The sequence below is a fragment of the Micromonospora sp. NPDC048871 genome, from assembly GCF_043198155.1.
Taxonomy (GTDB): domain Bacteria; phylum Actinomycetota; class Actinomycetes; order Mycobacteriales; family Micromonosporaceae; genus Micromonospora.
This window is the reverse complement of sequence record NZ_JBICUM010000008.1, coordinates 198,240-216,784: the sequence shown is the minus strand read 5'-3', so window position 1 is coordinate 216,784 and position 18,545 is coordinate 198,240. Positions and strand designations below refer to the sequence as shown.

15 protein-coding genes are annotated in these 18,545 nt (G+C 70.9%); 9 read left to right on the top strand and 6 right to left on the bottom strand.

Features of this window, described 5'->3' with window-relative positions:
- Window positions 1-449: hypothetical protein (locus ACGFIK_RS19690; RefSeq protein WP_393340548.1), on the bottom strand; the 449-nt coding region annotated here is incomplete at its 3' end.
- 543 nt (window positions 450-992) lie between these two features.
- Between ACGFIK_RS19690 and ACGFIK_RS19685 the strand changes: the two genes are divergently transcribed.
- From ACGFIK_RS19685 to mshC, 4 genes are all read left to right on the top strand, one after another.
- Complete coding sequence (locus ACGFIK_RS19685; RefSeq protein ID WP_393340545.1) at window positions 993-1,697, top strand: histidine phosphatase family protein; 705 nt, start codon at window positions 993-995, stop codon at window positions 1,695-1,697.
- A 133-nt stretch (window positions 1,698-1,830) separates the two neighbouring features.
- Window positions 1,831-2,406, top strand: coding sequence for a DUF3090 domain-containing protein (locus tag ACGFIK_RS19680; protein ID WP_327025533.1), 576 nt, complete (start codon window positions 1,831-1,833; stop codon window positions 2,404-2,406).
- Complete coding sequence (locus ACGFIK_RS19675; RefSeq protein WP_327025534.1) at window positions 2,403-3,221, top strand: SCO1664 family protein; 819 nt, start codon at window positions 2,403-2,405, stop codon at window positions 3,219-3,221. Before ACGFIK_RS19680 ends, ACGFIK_RS19675 begins: the two co-directional genes overlap by 4 nt.
- Before the next feature lie 64 nt (window positions 3,222-3,285).
- Complete coding sequence (gene mshC / locus ACGFIK_RS19670; protein WP_327025535.1) at window positions 3,286-4,533, top strand: cysteine--1-D-myo-inosityl 2-amino-2-deoxy-alpha-D-glucopyranoside ligase; 1,248 nt, start codon at window positions 3,286-3,288, stop codon at window positions 4,531-4,533.
- 168 nt (window positions 4,534-4,701) lie between these two features.
- Here mshC and ACGFIK_RS19665 read toward each other — a convergent pair whose 3' ends face one another.
- Both ACGFIK_RS19665 and ACGFIK_RS19660 read right to left on the bottom strand, forming a co-directional pair.
- Window positions 4,702-5,493 carry a GntR family transcriptional regulator gene (locus ACGFIK_RS19665; RefSeq protein WP_327025536.1) on the bottom strand — a complete coding sequence of 264 codons (792 nt, stop codon included), beginning with the start codon at window positions 5,491-5,493 and terminating at the stop codon, window positions 4,702-4,704.
- A 122-nt stretch (window positions 5,494-5,615) separates the two neighbouring features.
- The gene (locus tag ACGFIK_RS19660; RefSeq protein ID WP_327025537.1) at window positions 5,616-6,485 is read right to left on the bottom strand and encodes a PAC2 family protein; all 870 of its coding nucleotides are present in this window, start codon (window positions 6,483-6,485) and stop codon (window positions 5,616-5,618) included.
- Between the two features lie 347 nt (window positions 6,486-6,832).
- Here ACGFIK_RS19660 and metH point away from each other — a divergent pair, with 347 nt between their 5' ends.
- From metH to ACGFIK_RS19635, 5 genes are all read left to right on the top strand, one after another.
- On the top strand, window positions 6,833-10,348 hold the full coding sequence (metH, locus tag ACGFIK_RS19655) for a methionine synthase (protein ID WP_327025538.1): 3,516 nt from the start codon (window positions 6,833-6,835) through the stop codon (window positions 10,346-10,348).
- A gap of 150 nt (window positions 10,349-10,498) precedes the next feature.
- Window positions 10,499-11,077, top strand: coding sequence for a hypothetical protein (locus ACGFIK_RS19650; protein WP_327025539.1), 579 nt, complete (start codon window positions 10,499-10,501; stop codon window positions 11,075-11,077).
- Window positions 11,078-11,410: 333 nt separating this feature from the next.
- A complete protein-coding gene (locus ACGFIK_RS19645) occupies window positions 11,411-12,508 on the top strand; it encodes an ionic transporter y4hA (protein WP_327025540.1) in 1,098 nt (365 codons plus the stop codon).
- A 142-nt stretch (window positions 12,509-12,650) separates the two neighbouring features.
- Window positions 12,651-13,391, top strand: coding sequence for a neutral zinc metallopeptidase (locus ACGFIK_RS19640; protein WP_327025541.1), 741 nt, complete (start codon window positions 12,651-12,653; stop codon window positions 13,389-13,391).
- Window positions 13,392-13,488: 97 nt separating this feature from the next.
- A complete protein-coding gene (locus ACGFIK_RS19635; protein ID WP_327027096.1) occupies window positions 13,489-14,136 on the top strand; it encodes an HAD family phosphatase in 648 nt (215 codons plus the stop codon).
- Window positions 14,137-14,249: 113 nt separating this feature from the next.
- Here the strand turns inward: ACGFIK_RS19635 and ACGFIK_RS19630 are convergent, their stop codons facing one another.
- The 3 genes from ACGFIK_RS19630 to ACGFIK_RS19620 form a co-directional block, all read right to left on the bottom strand.
- Complete coding sequence (locus ACGFIK_RS19630; RefSeq protein ID WP_327025542.1) at window positions 14,250-16,805, bottom strand: FtsX-like permease family protein; 2,556 nt, start codon at window positions 16,803-16,805, stop codon at window positions 14,250-14,252.
- Complete coding sequence (locus tag ACGFIK_RS19625; RefSeq protein WP_327025543.1) at window positions 16,805-17,572, bottom strand: ABC transporter ATP-binding protein; 768 nt, start codon at window positions 17,570-17,572, stop codon at window positions 16,805-16,807. The genes ACGFIK_RS19630 and ACGFIK_RS19625 overlap by 1 nt, the downstream gene beginning before the upstream one ends.
- A gap of 285 nt (window positions 17,573-17,857) precedes the next feature.
- Window positions 17,858-18,544, bottom strand: coding sequence for a response regulator transcription factor (locus ACGFIK_RS19620; RefSeq protein WP_327025544.1), 687 nt, complete (start codon window positions 18,542-18,544; stop codon window positions 17,858-17,860).
- Window position 18,545 lies beyond the last annotated feature (1 nt).

The window sequence follows — 18,545 nt, the reverse complement described above, 5'->3', positions numbered from 1 at the left end:
GTGGAGTACTCGGGGTCGGTGATCTGCTCGACCGTGCCCCAGCCGCTGGAGGGGCGCTGCTGGAACAGGCCCTGGGAGTCGTGGTCGTTGCGGTCACCGAGGTGGCCCAGGTTCTCCAGCTTCGACTCCTGCAGGGCGGTGGCGATCGACACGACGGCGGCACGTTCGTCCATGCCGTTCTTCTTGGTGGCGGCGATGATCGCCTTGGTGTTGGCGACCTGCTCGTCGTCCAGGTCGATCCGCGACTGGGCGCCCTGCACACCGTGCGGGATCAGCTCGGTGGTGTCGGGCTTCTCCGCCTGCGCGGCCGTGGCCGTGGCCGTGGTGGCGGTGGTCGGGGTCGGGTCGGTGGTGTCGGCGGTGCCGTAATTGAGCGGGCCGGCGGCCAGGCCACCGGCGACGGTCAAACCGGCGAGGGCCAGGACGCTCTTACGCAGCATGGTGTTCATGGCGAAGCTCCATTCGGGGGTCGGGCGTCGCCGACGCGAAGGGGGATCGGCGGGCGACACCAGCGCCGTCATGGCGCACAGAGCAGGACAGCGGGATCTCCGGCGGCGGACCAAGGGGTCTTCGCGGCACCGGATCAGGTGCAACGACCTGCCGGGGCGGGTCATTCCCGCAGGTCGTAGGCGCTCGCGGCCGAGATAGGGCGGGCGGTCACCGGCGGCGGCGAGGGGAAGGTACCGCATGGGGTGCGGTGACCGCTGCCGCTTGCGTGGCCCTACTTGCTCGGCCACCGATTTCAACGCCGGGCACCCGCCCGGCATTCCGCCGAGCCGACCCGACGAATCCGGCACCACGCCCGAACGGTCCACCCGATACCAGGGCCCCAAACCCGGCAACCTCGCAGTCAGGTGGACAGGGCTCAAACCCCCCCGGACGGTACGACCGGCGCGGGAAACCCACGAGCGACCTGACCGGGTACGGCGGTGCCAATGGTGCCGACGGTGTGGGAGACCACCGGTGAGCGTCGGCGGCCTAGGGTGGGGTACGTGGCGACACTTCTGCTTCTGCGGCACGGACGCACCACCGCGAACGCCGATGGTGGACTGGCCGGCCGCCAACCGGTCGATCTCGACGAGACCGGTCAGGCTCAGGCCACTGCGGTGGGTGAGCGGCTTCGCGCACTGCCCCTGGCGGCCGTGGTGAGCAGCCCCCTGGTCCGCTGCCGGCGCACCCTGGAACTGGCCCTGCCGCAGGTCTCGCCGGTGCTCGAGGAAGGGCTCATCGAGTGCGGGTACGGCACCTGGGAGGGACAGCCGCTGAAGAAGCTGGCCAAGGAGCCGCTCTGGCCGGTGGTGCAGCAGCATCCCAGCGCGGCGGTCTTCCCGCAGGGGGAGGCGATGGCCCAGATGGCGGCTCGCGCCGTCGCCACGGTACGCGACTGGGACGCCCGGGTGACCGCCGAGCACGGCCCCGAGGCGGTCTGGTTGGCGTGTAGCCACGGCGATGTGATCAAGGCGATCGTGGCGGACGCTCTCGGCGTACACCTGGATTTCTTTCAGCGGATCGTGGTGGACCCGGCGTCGGTGACCGCGATCCGGTACACCCCGCTGCGCCCCTTCCTGCTGCGCCTCAACGATGTCGGCGGAGACCTGGCCGGGCTGGTCCCGCCGCAGCGTAAGCGGCGTCGGCGGACCAGCCGACCCACCGACTCGGACGCCGCGGTCGGCGGTGGCGCCGGAGGCGGCCGGTGAACCGCCCGCCCCGCCCCGGTGACCGGCCGAGGAACCGGGGCGGCGGACGGGCCGCCAGGCGGGTCGGGGAGCGTACCGGAAATCGGGTCGGTGGGGTGCGCGGTGCCTGGGGCCGCCGGATAGGGTCGTGGGTATGACGCACCAGGTGCACGCCTTCGAGCCGCCGGAGCGGTTCGTCGCCGGGACCGTCGGGCCGCCGGGGGAGCGCACGTTCTTCCTCCAGGCGCGCGGCGGCGGCCGGCTGGTCAGCGTCGCGTTGGAGAAGGTCCAGGTCTCCCTGCTGGCCGAGAAGTTGGAGGAGCTGCTCACCGAGGCGCAGCGCCGGTTCGGGGTGGAGCTACCCGAGGCGCCGGCCTCGATCGGCGACAACGAGCCGCTGGAGACCCCGGTCGACGAGGAGTTCCGGGTCGGCACCCTGGGTCTCGCCTTCGACGCGGACACCGCCACCGTGGTGATCGAGGCGATCGCGGTCGGTGAACCCGAGGCCGAGGCGGAGTTGGGGGAGTCCGAGGAGGACGAGCCGGAGGACGTCGAGCCCGACGAGGACCTCGACCGGCTCCGGGTGCGGCTGACCCCGGAGGCGACCCGCGAGTTCATCGAACGGGCCCGGCGGGTGGTCAACGCCGGTCGTCCACCCTGCCCCCTCTGCGGCCAGCCGCTCGACCCGGCGGGCCATCTCTGCCCCCGAAACAACGGCTATCACCGGTGACCTCGTCCGGCGTGACCCCCCGACAGGACGGTGGCGCCGCGTTGCGTCTGCTGCGCGACGGTGAACTGACCGTCGAAGGGCGACTGGTCGACGCCTCCAACACCACCCTGCGGGCCGTGCTCAGTCTCGACGACGTCACCGCGCGCTGCGTGTACAAGCCGGTGCGCGGCGAGCGTCCGTTGTGGGACTTCCCGGACGGGACCCTGGCCGGCCGGGAGGTCGCCGCCTACCTGGTGTCGGCGGCCACCGGCTGGGATCTGGTGCCGCCGACCGTGCTGCGGGACGGGCCCTTCGGGCCGGGTTCCTGTCAGCTGTGGATCGACGAACCCGACGAGGTCGAACCCCTGGTCGGGTTCGTGCCGGCCGACGCCGTACCACCCCGGTGGATCCCGGTCGCCGCGGCCCGTGACGACGACGGCACCCCGTACGCCCTGGCCCACGCCGACGACCCCCGGCTGGCCCGGCTGGCCGTCCTCGACGCGGTGATCAACAACGCGGACCGTAAGGGCGGGCACGTCCTGGTCGGTCCCGAGGACCGGATCTACGGGGTCGACCACGGGGTCAGCTTCCACGTCGAGGAGAAGCTGCGTACGGTGCTCTGGGGCTGGGCCGGGCGGTCCCTGCCGGCGGACGCCGTCGAGGTGCTCGATCGGCTGGCCGGTCAACTACGTGGCCCCCTCGGCGCCGAACTCGCCGAACACCTCACCCTCAGTGAGATCGCCGAACTGGCGGCCCGGGTCGACCGACTGTGCCGGCACGGTCGTTTTCCGCAGCCCTCCCGGGACTGGCCGGCGGTGCCGTGGCCCCCGCTGTGAGCTGAGGTGTTGATCACCCCCGGCTGGACGTGGGCGGGACTCCGGTCTGGTTAGGCTGACGGTCATGGAGTCTTGGGTGGGGCACGAGGTGCCGCGTTTGCCGGGCAGGAGCAGGGCGCTGAGGTTGTACGACACGGCTCGGCAGGCCGTGCACCCGACCGAACCGTCGGGCCCGGCGACCATGTACGTCTGCGGCATCACCCCGTACGACGCCACCCACCTGGGCCACGCCGCCACCATGATCACGTTCGACCTGGTGCAGCGGATGTGGCGGGACGCCGGCCACGAGGTGCGGTACGTGCAGAACGTCACCGACATCGACGACCCCCTGCTGGAACGCGCCGAGCGGGACGGCGAGGACTGGAAGGTCCTGGCCATGCGGGAGACCGCCCTGTTCCGGGAGGACATGGAGGCGCTGCGGATCATCCCACCGGCGCACTACGTCGGTGCGGTCGAGTCGATCCCGGAGATCGCCGAGAAGGTGCTGGAACTGCTCAAGGACGACGCCGCGTACACGCTGGAGGACGGCACCGGCGACGTCTACTTCGACATCACGGCCGCCCCCCGGTTCGGCTACGAGTCCAACCTGTCCCGGGCCGAGATGCTGGAACTCTTCCCGGAGCGCGGCGGCGACCCCGACCGGGCCGGCAAGCGCGACCCCCTGGACCCGCTGCTGTGGCGGGGGGCCCGCGAGGGCGAACCCTCCTGGCCCGGCGGGGACCTGGGCCAGGGTCGGCCGGGCTGGCACATCGAGTGCACCGTGATCGCCCTGGCGCTGCTCGGCAACACCGTCGACGTGCAGGGCGGCGGCAACGACCTGATCTTCCCGCACCACGAGTGTTCCGCCGCGCACGCCGAGCGGCTGACCGCGGCGGCGCCCTTCGCCCGGCACTACGTGCACGCCGGCATGATCGGCCTGGACGGCGAGAAGATGTCCAAGTCGCTGGGCAACCTGGTCTTCGTCTCCCGGCTGCGCGCCGACAAGGTGGACCCGATGGCGGTACGCCTGGCGTTGCTGTCCGGCCACTACCGGGCCGACCGGTCGTGGACCGATGACCTGCTGACCACCGCCTACCAGCGCCTGGACCGTTGGCGGCAGGCCGCCGCCGCACCCGCCGGCCCGTCCGGGGAGGCCTTCTTGGCAGCCGTACGCGACCGCCTCACCGACGACCTCGACTCGCCCGGTGCCCTCCGACTGGCCGACGAGTGGGCCGACCGGACCCTGGCCGCCCCGGCGGACCCCTCCGCCGACCCCACCGCCCCCGCCCTCTTCGCCACCACCCTGGACGCCCTCCTCGGCATCCACCTCTGACCCCCTCCCACCCGCACCCCGCGTGCCCCGCCGCGCCCCTGTCCCACCGCGCCCCCGCCCGTCGATCTTGCACTTTTGGTCGCCGATATGGGATGTTCTGCGGCTTATGCGGCGACAGAAAGTGCAAGATCGACGGGCAGGGCGGGCAGGGCGGGGGCTGCGGGAGGGTCAGCCCAGGACGAGGCCGGGGTCGGGGTCCGGGTCTGGGGTGGGGGCGGGGATCTTGTACTCCTCGGTGAGGGTGGTTACCGGGCCGGGCCAGGTGGCCTGGGCTACCTCGATGGGTTTGCGGTGGGCGTCGTAGGCCACGTGCAGCAGGTGCAGGACCGGGGTGTCGGGGCGGATCTGGAGGGTTTCCGCCTCCTCCCGGCTGGGCTGGCGGGCGGTGATCGTGTCGGTGGCGGTCGCGTACCGCCGTCCGGTGGCCTCCTCGGCCTCCTGGTAGAGGGGGCGGCCGAAGGCCTCGGCGCGCTCCAGGGTGGTGCCGGCGGTGTCCGCGGGTAGGAACCAGGAGGCCCCGACCTCGACCGGGGAGTCCTCGGTCCGCACCAGGTGGCGGCGGCAGAGCAGTTCGGTGCCGTCCGGTACGCCGAAGGCGTCCGCCACCTCCGGTGGGGCGGGGGAGCGGCCGACGGAGACGAGTTGTTGGCGGTACCGGGCGGCCAGGTCGGTGTGGTAGCCGCGGAAGCCGCCGTAGCGCCCCCGGGACAGCCGGTTGAGTCGCCGCCGGGTGCCCCGGACGTACGTACCGGAGCCGGGTTTGGTGATCAGGATTCCCTCGACCCGCAGCTGGTCGACGGCGCGTTGCACGGTCTGCTTGGCCACCCCGAACATCTCCGCGATGGCCGGGATGGACGGCAGCCGCTCACCCGGCCCCCAGTCTCCGCGCCGGATCTGTGTCTTGAGCTGCGCGGCGATCTGTCGGTGCGGAAACTCCGCCGCCCCCGGGTTGATCTGCATCCGGACCCCCTATCAGCTAGGTTCCTAGGATGCCCTACGCGGGGTGACCCTCGCCACCCCTGTCGGTGAATACAAAAGTAGGCCCCGGGCGATGTCGCCCGAGGCCTACGAAAACGGTGTGGTTACCAGGAGCCGGCGGTGGGGCCGGCGGAGCCGCCTCGGCGGCGCAGGTACTTCTCGAACTCCTGGGCGATCTCGTCCCCGGTCAACGGGGTGATGCCGGCGTCGCCGACCCGTTCCTCCAGCTCACGGACGTACTCGCCGAGTTCGGCGTCCTGCTCGGCGGCGCTGCGTACCCGCTGCTCCCACTCGGCGGCCTCCTCGGCCAGGTCGGCCATCGGCACCGGCAGGTCGACCACCTCCTCTACCCGGTGCAGCAGGGCCAGAGTCGCCTTGGGGCAGGGCGGATTGTTGGCGTAGTGCGGCACGTGCACCCAGAAGGACACCGCGTCGACCTCGGCGCGGGTGCAGGCGTCGTGCAGCACCCCGACGATGCCGGTCGGCCCGTCGTACCGGGTGGGAGTCAGTTGGTAGCGCTTCGCGGCGTCGGCGTCGGAGGCGCTGCCGCTGATCGGCAGCGGTCGGGTGTACGGGACGTCGGCCAGCAGCGCGCCGAGCAGCACCACCCGCTCGACCTCAAGGCTGTGGCAGATCTCCAGCACCTGTTCGCAGAAGGTGCGCCAGCGCATGCTCGGCTCGATGCCGCGGATGAGCACCACGTCCCGTTCAGTGCCGGACGGGCTGGCCACCGCGAAGCGGGTCGTCGGCCATTCCACCCGCCGGGTGGCCCCGTCGGACATCGTGATGGTGGGCCGGCTGACCTGGAAGTCGTAGAAGTCCTCCGGGTCGAGTTCGGTGATCGGCTTGGCCTGCCACACCTGTTCCAGGTGCTCGACTGCGGCGGTCGAGGCGTCGGCGGCGTCGTTCCAGCCTTCGAAGGCGGCGATGGCCACCGGAGACCGCAGCACCGGCAGCCCGTCGAAGTCGGTCACGCCGTCACCTCACCCCGCGCGTCACCGGCGCCACGGGAATCGGCCCCGATCGTTCGCCAGTCGTGCATGGTGATGTCGCTGTAGTCCCTCACATCAGTCAGCCTACGTGCCGTGTCCGGATGGGGCCCGTCGGCCGCGCCGGATCGCGACCGACACCCGTGCGGCGGCCGGAGTCAGGGGGATCACGAATGCCGGTGACGTGGAACCGACAGGCACTGCGCGACCTGCACCGATGACCAGTCTTATCAGCATATAACCCTAGAATAGGACAGGAGCCATCGATGGCACGATGTGGGATTGCGCGGCGCAGGGGTTCAGTTCATACCGGAGCGGACTAACCTGACAGCGTGCGGACTTCGTTACTCGACGCGCTGGCAGACCGGATCCTCATCGCCGACGGGGCGATGGGGACGATGCTCCAGGCCGCCGACCTGACCCTGGACGATTTCGACGGCCTCGAAGGCTGCAACGAGATCCTCAACGTCACCCGACCGGATGTGGTGCGCGAGGTGCACGAGGCCTACCTCGCCGCCGGTGCGGACTGCGTGGAGACGAACACCTTCGGCGCCAACCTGGCCAACCTGGCCGAGTACGACATCCAGCACCGCATCCGAGAGCTGTCGGCGGCCGGTGCCCGCATCGCCCGGGAGGCCGCCGAGGCCTACTCGACCGCCCAGCGCCCCCGGTTCGTGCTCGGCTCGATCGGCCCCGGCACCAAGCTGCCCACCCTGGGGCACGCCGCCTACGCCACCCTGCGGGACGCCTACCAGGAGAACGCCGCCGGTCTGATCGAGGGCGGCGCGGACGCCCTGATCGTGGAGACCTGCCAGGACCTGCTCCAGGTCAAGGCGGCGGTGGTCGGCTCCCAGCGGGCCATGGTCGAGGTGGGCCGCAAGGTACCGCTGATCTGTCACGTCACGGTGGAGACCACCGGCACCATGCTGCTCGGCAGCGAGATCGGCGCGGCACTGACCGCGATCGAACCCCTCGGGATCGACCTGATCGGGTTGAACTGCGCCACCGGCCCGGCGGAGATGAGCGAGCACCTGCGCTATCTCTCCCAGCACGCCCAGGTGCCGCTGTCGGTGATGCCCAACGCCGGGCTGCCGCAGCTCACCGCCGACGGCGCGGTCTACCCGCTGACCCCGGTGGAGCTGGCCGACGCCATGGAACGCTTCGTTACCGAGTACGGGGTCTCCCTGATCGGTGGCTGTTGCGGCACCACCCCGGAGCACATCCGGGTGCTCACCGAGCGGCTGGGCGGTACTCGGCCGGGCCGGCGCGAGCCGCGCACCGATTCCGGGGTCTCCTCGATCTACCACCACGTGCCGTTCGCCCAGGACGCCAGCGTGCTGATGGTGGGGGAGCGGACCAACGCCAACGGTTCGAAGGCGTTCCGGGAGGCGATGCTCGCCGCCGACTGGCAGGCCTGCGTGGAGATCGCCCGGAGCCAGGCCCGCGACGGCTCCCACCTGCTGGACCTCTGTGTCGACTACGTCGGCCGGGACGGCACGGTCGACATGCGGGAGCTGGCCGGCCGGTTCGCCACCGCCTCGACCCTGCCGATCATGCTCGACTCGACCGAGCCGGCGGTGATCGAGGCCGGGCTGGAGATGCTCGGTGGCCGGTGCGTGGTCAACTCGGTCAACTTCGAGGACGGTGACGGCCCCGACTCCCGGTACGCCCGGGTGATGCCGGTGGTCGCCGAGCACGGCGCCGCCGTGGTCGCGCTGCTCATCGACGAGGAGGGCCAGGCGCGTACGACGGAGTGGAAGGTCCGGGTAGCCGAGCGTCTGATCAATGACCTGACCGAGCGGTGGGGGCTGCGCCGCGCGGACATCCTCATCGACGCGCTCACCTTCCCGATCGCCACCGGGCAGGAGGAGACCCGCCGCGACGGCATCGAGACCATCGAGGCGATCCGGGAGATCGCTCGCCGCTGGCCCGGGGTCAACTTCACCCTGGGCATCTCGAACGTCTCCTTCGGCCTCAACCCGGCCGCCCGGCAGGTGCTCAACTCGGTCTTCCTGCACGAGTGCGTGCAGGCCGGGCTCACCTCGGCGATCGTGCACGCCAGCAAGATCCTGCCGATGGCGAAGATCCCGGAGCAGCAGCGGGAGATCGCCCTCGACCTGATCTACGACCGGCGCCGGGAGGGCTACGACCCGGTGCAGCGGTTCATCGAGATCTTCGAGGGGGTCGACGCGGCCTCCGCGCGGGCCACCCGGGCCGAGGAGTTGGCCGCCCTGCCGCTCAACGAGCGGCTCAAGCGGCGGATCATCGACGGTGAACGCAACGGCCTGGAGGCCGACCTGGACGCCGCGATGGCCGCCGGCACCGCGCCGCTGGCCATCATCAACGACATCCTGCTCGACGGGATGAAGGTCGTCGGTGAGTTGTTCGGCTCCGGGCAGATGCAGTTGCCCTTCGTGCTCCAGTCCGCCGAGGTGATGAAGACCGCGGTGGCGCACCTGGAACCCCACATGGAGAAGGCCGACGACGGCGGCAAGGGCCGCATCGTGCTGGCCACCGTCAAGGGCGACGTGCACGACATCGGCAAGAACCTGGTCGACATCATCCTGTCCAACAACGGCTACGAGGTGGTGAACATCGGCATCAAGCAGCCGATCTCCGCCATCCTCGACGCCGCCGAGCAGCATCGTGCGGACGCTATTGGCATGTCCGGCCTGCTGGTCAAGAGCACGGTCATCATGAAGGAGAACCTGGCCGAGATGGCCACGCGCGGGGTCGCGGAGCGCTGGCCGGTCCTGCTCGGTGGCGCGGCCCTGACCCGGGCGTACGTCGAGGACGACCTGCGGTCGGCGTTCCCCGGCCAGGTGCACTACGCCCGGGACGCCTTCGAGGGACTGTCCCTGATGGACCGGGTGATGACCGCCAAGCGTGGTGGCGCTCCGGTCATCGACCCCGAGCGGGAGGCGGCCCTGGCCGCCCGCCGGGCCCGCCGGGAACGGCAGCGCGCCATGGTCGCCGAGTCCCTGCCGGAGCTGACGGACACCTCGGTCCGCTCCGACGTGGCGCTCGACGTGCCGGTGCCGACCGCCCCCTTCTACGGCACCCGGGTGGTCAAGGGGGTGCCGCTGGCCGACTACGCGGCGCTGCTGGACGAGCGGGCCACCTTCATGGGCCAGTGGGGGCTGCGCGGTGCGCGCGGTGGCAAGGGCCCCTCGTACGAGGAGCTGGTGGAGACCGAGGGCCGACCGAGGCTGCGCTACTGGTTGGACCGCCTGATCGCCGACCAGGTGCTGGAGGCGGCCGTGGTGTACGGCTACTTCCCGGCGTACTCCGAGGGCAACGACCTGGTGGTGCTGGACGAGAACGGGAACGCCGAGCGGGCCCGGTTCACCTTCCCACGGCAGCGGCAGGAGCGGCGGCTCTGCCTGGCCGACTTCTTCCGCCCCCGCGGCGAGGAGCTGGACGTGGTGGCGCTGCAACTGGTCACCGTGGGCCAGCCGGTCAGCGAGTACGCGGCCAAGCTGTTCGCCCGCAACGAGTACCGCGACTACCTGGAGGTGCACGGCCTGTCCGTGCAGCTCACCGAGGCCCTCGCCGAGTACTGGCACAAGCGGATCCGGGCCGAGCTGACCCTGCCCGACGGCCGTACGGTCGCCGACGAGGACCCGGCCGACCTGGCCGGCCTGCTGCGCACCGACTACCGGGGCTGCCGGTACGCGTTCGGCTACCCGGCCTGCCCCGACCTGGAGGACCGGGCGAAGATCGTGGAGTTGCTCGGCGCGGAGCGCATCGGGGTGCAACTGTCCGAGGAGTTCCAGCTCATGCCGGAGCAGGCCACCGACGCCATCGTCGTCCACCACCCGGAGGCGAGCTACTTCAACGCCAAGTAGGGGGCAAGGGCGTCACCGGCGCACTGTCGAGCTGAGTGCCTGACCGCACCAGGCGGTGTGGTCAGGCGTGGTCGCTGCTGTGGTTCGGGACGTCCGCGCGCGTCGATCGGATCTTCACGGCGGTCGGCGGGTCTGGCACACTCACCCGCCGTGACGATCTTTCCTGCTCGTGTGGCGCTGACCGTGGTGGCCGGTGCGGTGCTACCGGTTCTGTTGCTGACGGGCTGTGCCAGTGACGGGGTGCCGGATGCGACGGCGTCGTCTGACGCGATTCGCGCCGTGCCGGACGACCTCTGCGACCGTGTCGACTACGCGCTCGCCACGCCTGCCTTCGACGGCGGGCCGACGCCGATTCCGCCGGTGGATGACGATCGTGGCCCCAACTTCCGGTGCGCCAAGAGTTTCTTCGAGGGGGATGAGTTCCGCGGCGGGTTCGTGTTCTTGAAGGTGCAGAGCTTTGGTGGGGTGGGCGAGGCTGGTGCCGGGTTCGAGCGTTCCGCCACGGTGACTTCGGCGGAGCCGTTCGAGGGCGGTTCGGAGATCGTCGCCGATGCGGTCCGCTATCAGCAGCTCCGGGACGATGTCAGGATCGAGATCCTGGACGCCAACGTGATCATGGAGGTTCGGCTGACAGTGGTGAGTTCGGTGAGCGACGAGCAGGCGGCGGCGATGCGGCCGACAGCGGTCCGGCTGGCGGTGCACGCGCTGGATCTGATCCGCGCCGGCTGATCATCGCCGGGCTGTACTCGCCGAGACCGGCTGGCGGCGGCCCTTGCCCGACGGCCGTACGGCCGACGCCGACCGACCTGGCGGGCGGCGGACCGAAGTTGGCCGCTGACCCACGATCCGCCGGATGATCGACTCCGTTTCGGCGTAACGGTGGTATCGGGGACGGGCGGTAGGCGCCGTTTCGGCGAAACGGTGGGCGGCGGCTGGGCCGCCCGCCGGGCGTCGTGGTGAGCTGGATGGGCCGGTCGCCGGGGGTCGTGGTGGGCCGCGCGGACGGGGGACTGTGGGGAGGCTTCGCCGTTGATGATCATGATGGCTGGCAGGATGTAGATCATGCTCGCCCTGCGCCGCACCCTGACCAGCTGGACCGTGTTCGTACCGATCGCTGCCCTGGTGGTCCTGGTACTGACCTGGGGGCAGAAGCTCGACGGCGTCATGGTCGTGATCGTGGGCCTGTTCCTGGCCGGCGCGGTCCTCGCGGCCGTGCACCACGCCGAGGTGGTCGCCCACAAGGTCGGTGAGCCGTACGGATCGCTGGTGCTCGCGGTGGCGGTCACCGTGATCGAGGTGGCCCTGATCGTCACGCTGATGATCAGTGGTGGGGAGAAGACCCAGTCCCTGGCCCGGGACACGGTCTTCGCCGCCGTGATGATCACCTGCAACGGCATTCTCGGGTTGTCGTTGCTGATCGGGGCGCTGCGCCGCCGGCTGGCGGTGTTCAACCCGGAGGGTACGGGTGGCGCCCTGGCCACGGTGGCCACCCTGGCCACCCTCAGTCTGGTGGTGCCGACCTTCACCACCGGGCGGTCCGGTCCGCAGTTCAGCCCGGTCCAGTTGACCTTCGCGGCGGTGGTGTCGCTGGCCCTGTACGCCCTGTTCGTGATGGTGCAGACCGGTCGGCACCGGGACTACTTCCTGCCGGTGGGCAGCGGAGGGGAGACCCTGCCGGAGGAGGTGCACGCCGACCCGCCGTCGACCCGGCAGGCGCTGATCAGTCTCGGGCTGCTGCTGGTGGCCCTGGTGGCGGTGGTCGGTGACGCCAAGTCGGTGTCCCCGGCGATCGAGGCGGGGGTGGCCGCGGTGAATCTGCCGCCGGCCTTCGTCGGGGTGATCATCGCGTTGCTGGTGCTGCTGCCGGAGACCCTGGCCGCGGCCCGTGCCGCCCGCCGGGACCGGGTGCAGATCAGCCTCAACCTGTCGCTCGGTTCGGCGATGGCCAGCATCGGCCTGACCATCCCGGCCATCGCGATCGCCTCGATCTGGCTGGAGGGGCCGCTGCTGCTCGGCCTCGGCGGTACCCAGGTCACCCTGCTGGCGTTGACCGTGGTCACCGGGGTGCTGACCGTGGTGCCGGGGCGGGCCACCCTGTTGCAGGGCGGGGTGCACCTGGTGCTGTTCGCCGCCTTCATCTTCCTCGCCGCCAGCCCGTGACGCCCCGCCGGTGCAGGGTCGCACCGCCCGTGAAGCCGCGCCGGTGAACCGGGGAGGGCGGCACGGCGTACGAAACGGCGAGGGGCATGTCGGTCGTACCGTGGGGGTATGACATCCGGCATCGCCGAGGCGGGAGGATGCGGTGGCGGCAGGCGAGCGGCAGGGGCGTCGGGGGAGGTTCATCGGTCTGGCGGTGGCGCTGGTGGCCGCTGCGGCGTGCATGGTCGATCCGGTCGGCCAGCCGGGTGCGCCGACCGGGCAGCGGGAACCGGCGTCGCCGAGCGGGGAGGTGACCACCCGGGCCGACGGCACCGACACGGTCGAGGAGTTCCAGGAGGACGTGGAGACGGCCCGCCGCACCGCCGAACGCTTCTGGGCGGCGCAGTTCGAGGCGTCCGGGAGTTCGTTGCGGCCGATCCGGCGGGTGATCGCGTACCAGCGGGACGGTGAGGTGTCCTGCGGTGGGCAGGAGGTGCCCCGCAACAACGCGGTCTACTGCACGGTCAGCGACTTCATCGCGTACGACATCAACTGGTCCTTCGGGGCGTTCCGGCAGGTGGGTGACGCCTTCGTGTACTACCTGATCGGCCACGAGTACGCCCACGGGATCCAGACCCGCCTGGGGGTCCAGTACAACTTCACCATCCAGCAGGAGTTGCAGGCCGACTGCATGGCCGGGGCCTACCTGGGTGGTGCTGTCGAGGCCGGGTGGCTGACCCTCGACGAGGGTGACCTGGACGAGTTCCGCGAGGGCCTGCTCGCCGTCGGTGACGATCCCGGTCAGCCGTGGTTCGCGGAGGGCTCGCACGGCACCCCGGAGCAGCGCGCGGAGGCGTTCTTCCGGGGCTACGAGCGGTCGCTGTCGGCCTGCGGGCTCGGTTGAGAAAGGTCACCGGGTCGGGCGTACGGTGGCGCGGGGCTGACAGGATTCACCGGGTACCCGATGCGAGGAGGATCCGGTGACCAGTCACCCCGCCGCCGTGCTGTTCGACATGGACGGCACCCTGGTCGACAGCGAGCGACTGTGGGATGTGGCGTTGGCCGAGCTGGCCGAGACGTACGGGGGCAGCCTCTCGGCCGAGGCGCGGCGGGCGATCGTCGGCACCGGGATGGCGGACTCGATGCGGATCCTGCACGAGGACCTGGGCCAGCCGCACCGGGATCCGGTGGCCAGCGCGGCGTGGATCGACCGGCGGATCCTAGAACTGTTCCGTACCGGCCTGCAGTGGCGCCCGGGTGCCCTGGCCCTGCTGGAGGCGGTACGGGCGGCCCAGGTCCCGACGGCCCTGGTCACCTCCAGCGGCCGGGCGCTGGTCGAGATCGCCCTGGACACCCTGGGCCGGTCCAGCTTCGACGTGGTGGTCTGCGGTGACGAGGTAGAGGCGACCAAGCCGCACCCGGAGCCCTATCTGACGGCGGCGCGGCTGCTCGGCGTACCGATCGACAGGTGTGTGGCGATCGAGGATTCGGTCACCGGGGTGGCCAGTGCGGTGGCCGCCGGAGCGGCGGTGCTGGCCGTGCCGGCGGAGGTGCCGCTGGCGCCGCGTGACGGCGTACATCAGGTGGAGAGCCTGCTGGCGGCGGACCTGGAGCTGCTGGCCGCCCTGCTCGCCCGCTCCGCCGCCTGACGTCCGCACCCGCCGCCGTCCCAGCCCGCGGCTGCCTGCGCCGGCGGCCGCTGGATGTTAATAAGGGCCCCCTGTACCGCACCAGGCGTTAACAGGGGGCCCTTCCTTACACCTCAGTCGTGGGCGATGGCGCCCAGGACGTTGATGCGGGCGGCGCGGATCGCCGGCAGCACCGCGGCGATCACCCCGATCAGGGCGGCCAGGCCGAGGAAGACCCCCATCTGGCCCCAGGGCAGCACCAGGTCGGTGATGCCCTCGTCGCGCAGGGCCTCGACCACGGCGGCACCCAGTCCGGTGCCGACGACCACGCCGAGCAGCGCGCCGAACACCGAGATCACCACCGCCTCCACGGTGATCATGCCCATGGTCTGCGACCGCTTCAGACCGATGGCGCGCAGCAGGCCCAGCTCCCGGGTCCGCTCCAGCACCGACAGGGCCAGGGTGTTGATGATGCCGAGTACGGCGATCACGATGGCCAGCGCCAGCAGGATGCGGATCATCGTGAGCAGGCTGTCGAGCTGACCGGCCTGCTGCTCGATGTAGGCGTCGAGGCTGACCACGGAGACCTCGGGGCTGTTGGCCAGCAGCGCCTCGACGCGCGGCTGCACCTGGTCGACCGAGGTGCCGGACTCCAGTTGGACGAAGCCCTGGATGGGCTGCGGGATGGTGAAGTCGGCGGCCGACTGGGTCGGCACCACCATCTGCACCCCGGTGAACAGCGGTGAGTCGTCGAAGACGCCGGTGACGGTGAAGGTCTGCACCTCACCCCGGGCGAACTGGATCGGCACGGTCGAGCCGACCGACAGGCCCCGGTCCTTCGCGGTGTCCGTGCTGACCAGCAGCTCACCGGGGCCCAGCCGGTCGATGTTCCCGGCGGAGGCGGTCAGGCTGTAGACCTGACGCAGGGCGGCCGGTTCGGTCACCGCTCCGGTGTAGGTGCGCTCGCCGTCGACCAGGGACATGTCGCCGTAGAGGCCGTCGACCAGCCGTACCCCGGGGATTGTCTTCGCCTCCTCCAGCACGGCGGGGTCGAAGGTCGGGGGGCGGGGGCCGGACTGCGCCCCGGCGATCACCAGTTCCGCCTTGACGGTGTCCTGGGCCAGGCCGCTGATGCTGCTCTTGGCCGAATCCAGGATGACGGTGATGCCGGTGACCAGGGCGATGCCGACCATCAGGGCGGCGGCCGTGATGGCGGTACGGCGGGGGTTGCGGCCGGAGTTGAGCCGGCCCAGCTTGCCGGGCACCCAGCCGGAGAAGATCGCCCCCAGGGCGGCCACCACGGGCTTGCTGATCAGCGGGGTCAGCAGGGCCACCCCGATGAAGGCGAACAGCACCCCACCCAGGATGGTGGCCAGGGTGTTGCCTCCGGCGTATCCGCCCAGGCCGAGGAAGAGCAGGGTGGCGCCGATCGCGGTGACCACCGCCCCGGCGATGGTGATCTTCGTAAGGGGGCGGTCCGGGGTGGCGACGTCCTGCATCGCCGCGATCGGGGGGATCCGCGCGGCCCGCAGCGCCGGCAGCAGCGCCGCCAGCACGGTGATGACCAGGCCGACCCCGAAGGCGCCGATCACCGCGGAGGCCGGAACCCCGATCCCGGCCAGGTCCATCCCGCCGGCGAGGTTGCTGAACAGGGCCGCCAGCAGGGCCCCGATGCCGATGCCGGCGGCCAGGCCGAACACCGCGGCGATCAGGCCGATGGCGATGGCCTCCAGCACCACCGAGCCGATGATCTGCTTGCCGCTGGCACCGACGGCCCGCAGCAGAGCCAGCTCGCGGGTGCGCTGCGCCACGATGATCGAGAAGGTGTTGAGGATGAGGAAGGTGCCGACCAGCAGGGCCACCGCGGCGAAGCCGAGCAGGATCCGGTTGAAGAAGGAGAGCCCCTCCTTCAGCCCGGCGGAGGCTTCGGCGGAGAGCTGCTCACCGGTCTTCACCTCGTAGCCGTCGCCGACCGCGGCGGCCACCGAGTCGCGCAACTGGGTGTCGGAGACCCCCGCTGCGGCGGTCACCACGATGTTGCTGTAGACGTCCGGCTCACCGAGCATCAGCTGCTGCGCCACCGGGGTGGTGAACAGGATCTCGTTGGCGCCACCCATGGAGTCCCGGTCGCCGCTGTAGCCGAAGATGCCGACGATGGTGAAGTCCTTGCGCGGGGCCAGGGTGAGCACCCCCACCCGGTCGCCGACGGCCACCTTGGCCGTGGTCGCCAGACCCTTGTTGATCACGATCTCGTCGTCGGCCTGCGGTTCCCGGCCATCCCGCAACTGCACCAGGTCGCCCTGGCCGACCCAGTTGCCGCCCATCTGCGGCGGCCCGAAGGAGGCGACCACCTTGCCGTTGCTGCCGATCAGTCGGGCCCCGTCGGCGACCACCACACCGGTGGCCTCGGCCACCCCCTCGACCGCCTGGACCGTCGGCAGGGCGGCGGCCGGCACCGGGCTGGCCAACTGCATGCCCTCCATGCCGTTGCCCTGCACCTTGGGCTTGGCGGCCACACTGACGTCGACCTCTTCGTAGGCGTCGGCGAAGATCTGGTCGAAGGTACGGCCGAGGGTGTCGGTGAGGACGAAGGCACCGGAGACGAACATCACGCCCAGCACCACGGCCAGGCCGGACAACATCAGCCGGACCTTGCGGGCCAGCAGGCTCTTCAATGTCGCCCGGAACATCAGCCGGCCACCTCGGTAAGGGTGTCCAGCTTCTTCATCGTGTCCAGCACGGTGTCGGCGGTCGGCTCGATCAGCTCGGAGACGATCTGCCCGTCGGCGAGGAAGACCACCCGGTCGGCGTACGCGGCGGCGGTCGGATCGTGGGTCACCATGACGATGGTCTGACCGTGCTGGCGTACGGAGTTGCGCAGGAAGTTGAGCACCTCCGCGCCGGCGCGGGAGTCCAGGTTGCCGGTCGGCTCGTCGGCGAAGATCACCTCGGGGCGGGCCACCAGCGCCCGCGCGCACGCCACCCGCTGCTGCTGGCCACCGGAGAGCTGGGCCGGCCGGTGATCGAGGCGGTCCCGCAGCCCGACCGTGTCGATCACGGTGTCGTACCACGCCGGGTCGGGTTTGCGACCGGCGATGGACAGCGGCAGCAGGATGTTCTCCTTGGCGGTCAACGTCGGCAGCAGGTTGAACTGCTGGAAGATGAAGCCGATCTTGTCCCGGCGCAACTTCGTCAGGCCGGCGTCCCCCAGGCCGGTGACCGTGGTGTCGCCGACGTGCACCGTGCCCCGGGTGACCGTGTCCAGCCCGGCCAGGCAGTGCATCAGTGTCGACTTGCCGGAGCCCGAGGGGCCCATGATCGCGGTGAACCGGCCACGCTCGAACTCGGCAGTGACCCCCCGTAGCGCGATGACCTGAGCCTCGCCGCTGCCGTAAACCTTCCACACGTCGCTCGCTCGGGCTGCGGCCTCTGCCGATCGGCCTGTCGTAGCGGTCACGTCAAGAACCTCTCCGTCGCTGTTCATCTCGTGCCGCCCCCGGTGGATCTCGGCACGCCTTCAATCATCTGCGCCAAGCGCCGTGGTTCCCTACAACTCCGGGCGGAGATGCGGCGGATCTCAGACTGCGGGTAGCCCCCCACTCGGGGTCAGGGTTAACCCCGACCAGCACGATGAGCGTCGATGAGGCTCGTCGTCCCGACGACGATCCGCGACCTTACCCCCGTGAACGGCAACCGTCTTAGGTGCAGAACGTCACCCTATGTGATCGCCGCAACGGTCACGTTACGCCCCCGGCCGGACCAGACCCGACTCGTACGCGAACACCACCGCCTGCACCCGGTCGCGCAGCCCGAGCTTGGTCAACACATGTCCGACATGGGTCTTGATGGTGGTCTCGCTCACCGACAGGGTCCGGGCGATCTCCGCGTTGGACAGCCCTCGGGCCACCTGCACCAGCACCTCCCGTTCCCGGTCGGTGAGCCTGCTCAACGCCGGCGGTGGGGCGGCCGCCGGATCGGGCAGCACGTCGGCGAAGCGGTCCAGCAGCCGGCGCAGGATGCGGGGGGCCACCACGGCCTCACCGGCGGCCACCGTGCGGATCGCCGCCACCAGGTCCTCGGCCGGCACGTCCTTGGCCAGGAAGCCACTGGCCCCGGCCCGCAGCCCACCCACCACGTACTCGTCGAGTTCGAAGGTGGTCAGGATCAGCACCCGGACCGGCAGTTGGGCCTCGACGATCGCCCGGGTGGCGCTGACTCCGTCCATCCGGGGCATCCGCACATCCATCAACACCACGTCGGGCAGCAGCCGACGGGACAACTCCACCGCCTCCGCGCCGTCGCCGGCCTCGGCCACGATGTCCAGGTCCGGCTCCGCGCCGAGCACCATCCGGAATCCGGTACGCAGCAACGGCTGGTCATCGGCGAGCAGAATGCGCACCGGTCGGGTCGACGTCGTCGGCTCGGCCATC

Excerpts from the sequence above, each read along its gene's own strand:
- ACGFIK_RS19665 (WP_327025536.1), bottom strand. The coding sequence starts at position 5,493 with ATGCAGATCAACCCGGGGGCGGCGGAGTTTCCGCACCGACAGATCGCC.
- ACGFIK_RS19680 (WP_327025533.1), top strand. The coding sequence starts at position 1,831 with ATGACGCACCAGGTGCACGCCTTCGAGCCGCCGGAGCGGTTCGTCGCC.
- ACGFIK_RS19620 (WP_327025544.1), bottom strand. The coding sequence starts at position 18,544 with ATGGCCGAGCCGACGACGTCGACCCGACCGGTGCGCATTCTGCTCGCC.
- ACGFIK_RS19645 (WP_327025540.1), top strand. The coding sequence starts at position 11,411 with ATGCTCGCCCTGCGCCGCACCCTGACCAGCTGGACCGTGTTCGTACCG.
- mshC (WP_327025535.1), top strand. The coding sequence starts at position 3,286 with ATGGAGTCTTGGGTGGGGCACGAGGTGCCGCGTTTGCCGGGCAGGAGC.
- ACGFIK_RS19630 (WP_327025542.1), bottom strand. The coding sequence starts at position 16,805 with ATGTTCCGGGCGACATTGAAGAGCCTGCTGGCCCGCAAGGTCCGGCTG.